At 41.8% G+C, this 7679-nt stretch carries 5 protein-coding genes; 2 read left to right on the top strand and 3 right to left on the bottom strand.

What is annotated here, in order from left to right:
- Nucleotides 1-210: 210 nt before the first annotated feature.
- Entirely contained in the window at nt 211-3054 is a 2844-nt protein-coding gene (locus A3756_RS20345) for an insulinase family protein (protein WP_156490641.1), read from the bottom strand.
- 362 nt (nt 3055-3416) lie between these two features.
- Here A3756_RS20345 and A3756_RS20350 point away from each other — a divergent pair, with 362 nt between their 5' ends.
- Together A3756_RS20350 and A3756_RS20355 are read left to right on the top strand one after the other, a co-directional pair.
- A complete protein-coding gene (locus tag A3756_RS20350) occupies nt 3417-5408 on the top strand; it encodes an SDR family oxidoreductase (protein WP_068554461.1) in 1992 nt (663 codons plus the stop codon).
- Between the two features lie 216 nt (nt 5409-5624).
- Complete coding sequence (locus tag A3756_RS20355) at nt 5625-6227, top strand: peroxiredoxin (RefSeq protein ID WP_068515509.1); 603 nt, start codon at nt 5625-5627, stop codon at nt 6225-6227.
- Nucleotides 6228-6286: 59 nt separating this feature from the next.
- Here A3756_RS20355 and A3756_RS20360 read toward each other — a convergent pair whose 3' ends face one another.
- Together A3756_RS20360 and A3756_RS20365 are read right to left on the bottom strand one after the other, a co-directional pair.
- Complete coding sequence (locus A3756_RS20360; protein WP_068515507.1) at nt 6287-6496, bottom strand: hypothetical protein; 210 nt, start codon at nt 6494-6496, stop codon at nt 6287-6289.
- 151 nt (nt 6497-6647) lie between these two features.
- Nucleotides 6648-7679, bottom strand: a 1032-nt coding sequence (locus A3756_RS20365; protein WP_156490642.1) for a response regulator, incomplete at its 5' end; no start/stop codon positions are given.

Genomic DNA, 7679 nt, shown 5'->3' on the forward strand with positions numbered 1-7679 from the left:
GAAATTAACAGCGCCGAGGGCATGACGAATCTTTCTACTGAACAATGGCAAGGGTTCTTCGATCGCATTCATGCAATATCTCAATCGGATATCGACTCTAAATCTCAGTCGGTGCTTGAAGATCTCCGGTTCTATGGTGAGTCTATCATTCCATATGCCTAGTAAAGAGCTTCAGATAGCGCGGGCTATCTGAAGCTAAATAAGCTTTTTCTAGAACTTGCTGAACCCTTGCCATTGTTCAGTAGAAAGATTCGTCATGCCCTCGGCGCTGTTAATTTCTGTCTTTTCTGGTTCTCTTGCCTGAGAGTTTTCAGAATTAGATTTTGCGACAACAGTAAGCACCCCGTTTTCGTCAGCAATAATGTTCTGAACTAGAGTGCTCATATCTTCTAAGGTAAGAGAGTTCACTTCTTTAGCTAATTGTTCTTTGGTGTCGAAGTCTACATTTTTTATATCAATGTCTTTCCAAAACCTATTGGAGCGTGAATAAAGGGTGTTGTCTTGCTTTAGTAGGTTTGCAACAACCGAGCTCTTGTGCTTGTTCAAGTCAGCTTTGCTTGTTGACCTAACTGTCTCTAAGCTTGTATGAATGAACGCCTTGGTTTCCTTATAAAGCTCTTGGCCTGTGTTACTAGGGGACTGAACAATGAACGCTATAGCCGGTACTTCAAGCAACTCAAAATTGGTTGCGAATACGATGTAACCCATTTGTTTTTGAGTGCGGACTTGGTTGTAGTAATCACTAGAGAGTATTTGAGTGAGTAGTAAGTACTTAGCACGTTCTTTGTGACTAGTAGTTTTTCCTTGTACATAGTGAACAAAGCCGGTATCACTGTGCTCGGTGTCGAGCGTGTTGAGCCAAGGAGTCTTAGGTGGTATGCGGCGAATTTTGGCGCGGCTGACCTCGGTCTTAGTTGCCTTATCAAGTAATATGCTTTGAATTAATTGTGCATTATTGAGTGTTGATGCACGCGATAGGTTTCCGCTACTCAACACTGCTATATCTAGTTGAGACAGAAAGTCTTCACGAAACTGATTAATATCTTCTAGTTTTATATCTCTAAGTGCGCTCAGACGTTCTTCTTCATTCCAAGAAGGAGCAATAACTACGTTCTGAGCTTTGGAAATAGCTTGCTGAAATGGCTTCTTATCTTTTGCGTTTGATAGGCTTCTAGACAAGCGTTCTTTCATTATAGAGAAACGAGAGGGAGAAAACTCTGCATATTTAACGGTGTTAAGTAACTTGCTTAGAAGTTGGGCCTGTCTATCGCTGTACCCGCTGATTTTGATGGTTACACCACGCATATGCTTGTATAGCTCGTAATGAAGGCCTGCAAGATAGGCAGGGTAGCTATATTCATTAAGCGAGTCAGTTAGAAGTTTTACTAAAAGATCTGTCATATTTAGCGTTGCCGCAGACTTAAGCGCTTCAGGGGAGCGTATGGTAAGGAATAAGTTTGATTTAGGCGTGCCAAAGCTAGTGTCAGTGTGATGCCATACTTCTAAGCCAAGTTGTTTGAGCAGAAGCTCTGGCTTTTCAGTATTCATCGTTTTAACTATTGATATGTTTTCCGGAATAAAAATGTTTTTTTCTGGCAGGCTTAGCCTATTGTCCTGCTTAGGTTTGATGAGTTTATCCAGAAGGTTCTGATCCAGTTCTTGAATGTTATAGGGTGCGTCGTACCAGTCAGTAAACCGTTTTCCAACAACTGCTTTAGCGCTAACCGCAACAAACATATTCTTGGGATTAAGATGGCTTAAGTATGTTTTGTATAACTCGTGATCGAACTGCTTGAGCGAGTAGGGCTTGATAAGAATATCTTCTGCTGAAGTAAACTGGAGCGCCCTTGATAGCTTGCTCGTGAAATGAATGGGTTCACTTTTCTCTTGATAGTTAAAAGCAATATCTAACATGGTTTTTTGTTCGTCAAAGTAAAGCTTTTTCAGGCCTTCTTTACGTAGAAGGTCAATATAACTATGAATGGTCTCTAGAATTCGTTCCTGGTTGTCAAAGCCAAACTGAGTCAAGCTCATGCGGATAACAAACAGTTCTTTGACTCTAGTATCAAACTCTGCACCGGCCGATAGTGAGTCGACTAGGTTTTCATTTTTTAATGCCGACAATAGGCTGCCTTTACCCTCATGGCCAATCAGGTTTGATAGGTAGGATACAGGCTTTGAGTCTTGGTGAAGGCTTGATGATGGTATGGGGAATGCGAGCATCATTGATCGCTTGTCCATTATCGATTGCGCTTCAACTTTTACAGGTAGGAAATCTTCTGCGAAGAAATCTTGCGATATGTCGGTAAACTCGACGTTGCTGTTTGGAATGTTACTGAACTTGGCTAGTGTCCACTTTTTAAGTGTTGAAAGAGGCTCTTTCCCCAAAATTACCAAAGTCATTTGATTCGCAGAGTAATTCTTTTGATAAAACTCTAATAAAGTGTCGCGTAACTTTTCTTCGCCTTTGTCACTCAGGGTTTCAAGGTTTCCAACAGAAAAGCGGCTATAGGGGTGATCGTCGGCTAATACTGCTTTTATTACAGAATAAAAGCGTCGTCCATCATCCTTGACTTTGGATGTGTATTCGGAATGAACAGCGTTAACTTCACGCTCGACATACTCGGCGTTAAAAAGCGGGTGAGTGAACTGCTCAGAAAAGCGTTCAAGCGCCGCTTCTAGGAATTCGGGTCGGATATCAAAGAAATAGTTTGTATTTTCAGGTGAAGTATATGCATTGTGTGAGCCGCCATGTTGAGTGATATATTTCTGATAAGCATCAGGCTCAGGGAATTTTTCAGTGCCAAGGAAGAGCATATGTTCAAGAAAGTGGGCCAAGCCCGGATATTCAAGAGGGTCACTTGCGCTGCCAATATTAACGTCTAGAGACGCAGAAGATTTATCGGTATTTGGGTCGGAAACCAGCAAGACTCGAAGTTTGTTTTCTAGTACTAAGTAATCGTAGTGCCGGCTATCATTAGGGCTTTTTTCTATAGAAAGGGAGGCGTTAACATTACTAGATATAATACCTACAGCGCATAATATGAAAAGCAAATAAACTGGCCGTAAAATTGATATTCCGAACACAGAAATTCCTCGATGATCAAAGTAAATTTAGTGAGCTAGTATAGTGTTATTTCAGCTTGATAGGGGCTTTTGTTAAAGCAAGTTCACGTTAATAACATAATTATATATATTAGAGTAATGTATCTACGTAATCTGTAGTTAAAATAAGGTCACATGGCCGATTAGTATTATATTTCAGCATATTTTTGGCTTTATACTACAATTATCTTTGGTGTGGTCGCATTTGATTTCAGACTTAAGATACTGATGCAGGGAATTAACTAGTTATCCATTGGTAAGCGAATTCTGAGCGAAGCGCAATCAATTTATTCTTTTCGGGGTATTAAGTAATGAGCTATTTTTTGACCGGTGGAACCGGTTTTATTGGTCGTTTTTTAGTTGAGAAACTAATCGCGCGTGGTGAGAAGATATATCTTCTTACACAAGAGTCCAGTATGGAGCGCTATGAGGAATTGCTTGAGCGTTTTAACGTGTCAGGTGATGACGTTGTAGCGATCGTTGGCGATTTGACTCAGGATAACCTGGGTATCTCTGATGCTCAAATGGCCGAGCTCAAAGGAAATGTTAAGCACTTTTATCATCTAGCAGCGATCTATGATTTGAACGCTGGTGCTGAAATTCAGAAAGCAGTAAATGTACAGGGCACAAGAAACGCAATTGTTGCCGCGACAGAAATGCAAGCAGGCTGTTTTAACCATATTAGTTCGATCGCAGCAGCTGGTCTTTATAAGGGGACGTTTAGAGAGGATATGTTCGAAGAGGCCGAGAACCTTGACGATCCATACCTTCAAACAAAACATGACTCGGAAAAGGCTGTTCGAGACGAATGCTCTATTCCTTTCAGAATCTATCGTCCTGGTATGGTTGTGGGGCACTCTAAGACTGGTGAGATCGACAAGATTGACGGTCCATATTACTTCTTCAAAATGCTGCAAAAAATTCGTAACACTTTACCAAAGTGGATGCCTACTATTGGTATTGAAGGTGGCCGCATTAACGTTGTGCCGGTCGACTTTATTGTTGATGCAATTGATCATATTTCCCATGCAGATGGTGAAGATGGAAAATGTTTCCATTTGACTGACCCAGACCCACACAAGGTTGGTGAGGTTCTAAATATTTTTGCCGAAGCTGGTCATGCGCCAACCATGACAATGCGTGTTGATTCTCGCATGTTTGGTTTTATTCCTTCAATGGTTAGGAATGGCCTAAAGAACCTTCCTCCTGTTAAGCGTATTACGAGTGCGGTTTTAAATGATTTTGGTGTTCCAGAGTCGGCAATGGGTTTTATCAATTACCCAACAAAGTTCGACTCTCGCGAAACAGAGCGTGTATTGAAAGGATCAGGAATCGAAGTTCCTCGTCTAGAATCCTACGCACCTGCTATTTGGGATTTTTGGGAGCGTAACCTAGACCCAGATTTACATAAAGATCGTTCCTTAAAAGGTACTGTTGGTGGAAAAGTTTGTGTTGTCACGGGTGCAACATCGGGTATCGGATTGGCGACTGCGCATAAATTGGTAGATGCTGAGGCAATCGTATGTATCGCTGCTAGAACGCAAGAGACTCTGGACGAAGTTAAGGCTGAGCTACAAGCAAAAGGTAAGGGTGAAGTGCATGCTTATCGTTGCGACTTCGCGGACATGAATAACTGTGATGAGTTCGTTGAAGCCGTGCTAAAAGATCATGGTCATGTTGATTATTTGATTAATAACGCAGGCCGCTCGATCAGACGTGCGATTAACCATGCATTTGACCGTTTCCATGATTATGAACGAACTATGCAGCTAAACTACTTTGGTTCTTTGCGTTTGATTATGGGGTTCGCGCCATCAATGCTAGAACGTAAGTGCGGCCATATCGTTAATATTTCCTCTATTGGGGTACTAACTAATGCTCCACGCTTTTCTGCATACGTTGCATCAAAAGCTGCTTTGGATGCATTCTCACGTTGTGCTGCGTCAGAATTTTCCGATAGTAATGTGACTTTCACAACGATTAATATGCCGCTTGTGCGTACGCCGATGATTGGCCCAACTAAGATCTACGACTCTGTTCCGACATTGTCGCCAGATGATGCGGCAGATTTGATTGCTGAAGCGATTGTGCATCGACCAAAGCGTATCGCTACACGCTTGGGGACTTTTGCTGCAGTACTTCACTCCTTAGCTCCTAAGGTTGGTGAGATTGTAATGAATACTGGCTATAAGATGTTCCCTGATTCAGCTGCGGCTCAAGGTAAGGGGCAAGCTAATGAAAAGCCAAAAGTTTCAACAGAGCAGGTTGCATTCGCTGCGATCATGCGTGGTATTCACTGGTAAGGCGTTTTGTCTAGCTAGTATTTGATGCTATGTAGTAATAGAAAAGGGGCTTCGGCCTCTTTTTCTTTTTTAGAAGCTTACTTTTTCAGAAAAAGTAACTAAGAAATGGTGTAATTATTTTTACTGGCTGTGTAATATAGGCACGTTGTTTTAACCACACTAAGAGATACGTTCTGTATCTCTATCGAATAAAACTTTTAAGGAAGGTAATAACTAATGAGTGTTTTAGTTGGTAAGCAAGCTCCTGATTTTACAGTATCTGCAGTACTAGGTGACGGTTCTATCGTTGATGAATTTACGTTTTCTGAAGCGACAAAAGGCAAGTATGCCTTGGTGTTCTTTTATCCATTAGATTTTACTTTTGTTTGTCCATCTGAGTTGATTGCTCTGGATCACAGAATGGATGACTTCAAAGCTCGTGGCGTTGAAGTTATTGGTGTTTCTATCGATTCTCACTTCACTCACAACGCTTGGAGAAACACTCCAATCAATGATGGTGGTATTGGTCAGGTAGGTTATACGCTAGCAGCAGACATGAACCACGATATTTGTAAGGCTTATGATGTTGAGTCAGAAGGTGGTGTTGCATTCCGTGGTGCATTTTTGATTGATACTAACGGTACTGTTCGTTCGCAAATCGTTAACGATTTACCGCTTGGTCGTAATATGGACGAATTGATTCGTCTAGTTGACGCGCTTCAATTCCATGAAGAGCATGGCGAGGTTTGTCCTGCAGGTTGGAATAAAGGTGACAAAGGTATGAACGCTTCTCCTGATGGCGTTGCTGCATACTTATCAGAGAATGCCGACAATCTTTAATGGTCGATAAGTCTTTGTAATATGAAAAAGCCCAACATTAAGTTGGGCTTTTTTGTTTTTTAGTGCTCTTGTTTTGAATAAAGTCGTTCAAAGCTCCATACGAGCATTATGGGGATGGTGATAGCTAGCGTTCCCATGCTGTAGTCTGATAAAGAGCGCTCAGTAATTCCATGAATCAAAAGCATGAAAATATCCAGGGTAATCAGCCCGAAAAGAGCGCCAGATATATAGTCGCTATAATCATGGTACCAAGGTGTGGCGTTACTCATTGTTGTTCTACCTTTCTTGTGTTTCAGGCAGTTGCTGTGCCCGATAGTTTTTATTTTTATTGTGACAAAAGCAGAATATCACGGTGTGTTGGTGCTGTAAGAGTATAGTCAGGGCTATCTCTTTGCTGCAAGTATATCTTGCAGGACTTGCTTAGTCTTCAAACCATACCTGATTTTCACCATTTTCTCGGGCTAGATACAGGCGATTGTCAGCATTTTTTAAAAGCTCAATTAAAGAGTTATTGTTGTTCTCGGTTATTCCTGCTGAAACAGTGAAGTTGAAGCTGAACTCATCTATCATAACAATATGGTCTTCAACTAGCTCCCTAAAGCCGTCTACAAGCTTTGCTGCTTGTTCCAGGCTTAGCCCTGCCATAAGTATTGCAACGTCAGAGTCGTTTATTCGAGCGTATTGGAAGCGATTGAATGCCTTTGGTAGCAGGGTGGTTAGATTGCGCATGGTGATATCGGGCGCATCCAGGCCGTGCTTGTCTTGAATGTTATGCATTTGGTCAACAGAGAGTAGAGCAACAGATACTGGGGTGCTCTGGCTTACGGCCTTTTCTAACTCTTTGTTCCCATCAAGAAAGAACTTCTGTTTGTTGGGCAGCCCTGTAACAAAGTCATGGAAGGCGAGATATTTAAGCGTTTGGGAATGCTCAAGGTTTTCGATGTTGTGTAAAATGCGGCAATGAAACTCTTCATGGCTAAAGGGTTTGTTCAAGAAGTCGTTTGCGCCATTTTTTATGAACTTGGCAGTTAGTTTTCCGTCACCTTCACCAGACAAGCCGATTATAACCAGCTCATTCTTGCTCACCTCTTTTCGGATGTTTTTGACCAAGTCAAAGCCGTTCATTCTTGGCATGTTGTAATCGGTAATCAGTAGTTTAATATCTGGGTGTTGTTCAAGGGCCTCTAAAGCCGTGTCGCCATCGTCTGCGGTGTGCACTTGATAAAGGTGTGTCTCAAGTTGCTGTTGAATGTAGCGGCGAGACATTTTGGAGTCGTCTGCTACAAGAATTTTTATATGCTGGTTTTTTTCAAGGCGCTTAATCAGCTTTATGACATACTCGTAAGAGAAGCGGCTTTCTTTTACAACGTAGTCGACGATTCGCNTTTCCAGCATTTTCTCCCTTTTCTCTTCATCGTAATTTCCCGTGAGTACGATGGTGGGGATTTTTTC

Source organism: Oleiphilus sp. HI0086, assembly GCF_001635225.1.

Coding starts and splice junctions, on each gene's coding strand:
- A3756_RS20350 (WP_068554461.1), top strand. CDS start 3,417: ATGAGCTATTTTTTGACCGGTGGAACCGGTTTTATTGGTCGTTTTTTA.
- A3756_RS20355 (WP_068515509.1), top strand. CDS start 5,625: ATGAGTGTTTTAGTTGGTAAGCAAGCTCCTGATTTTACAGTATCTGCA.
- A3756_RS20360 (WP_068515507.1), bottom strand. CDS start 6,496: ATGAGTAACGCCACACCTTGGTACCATGATTATAGCGACTATATATCT.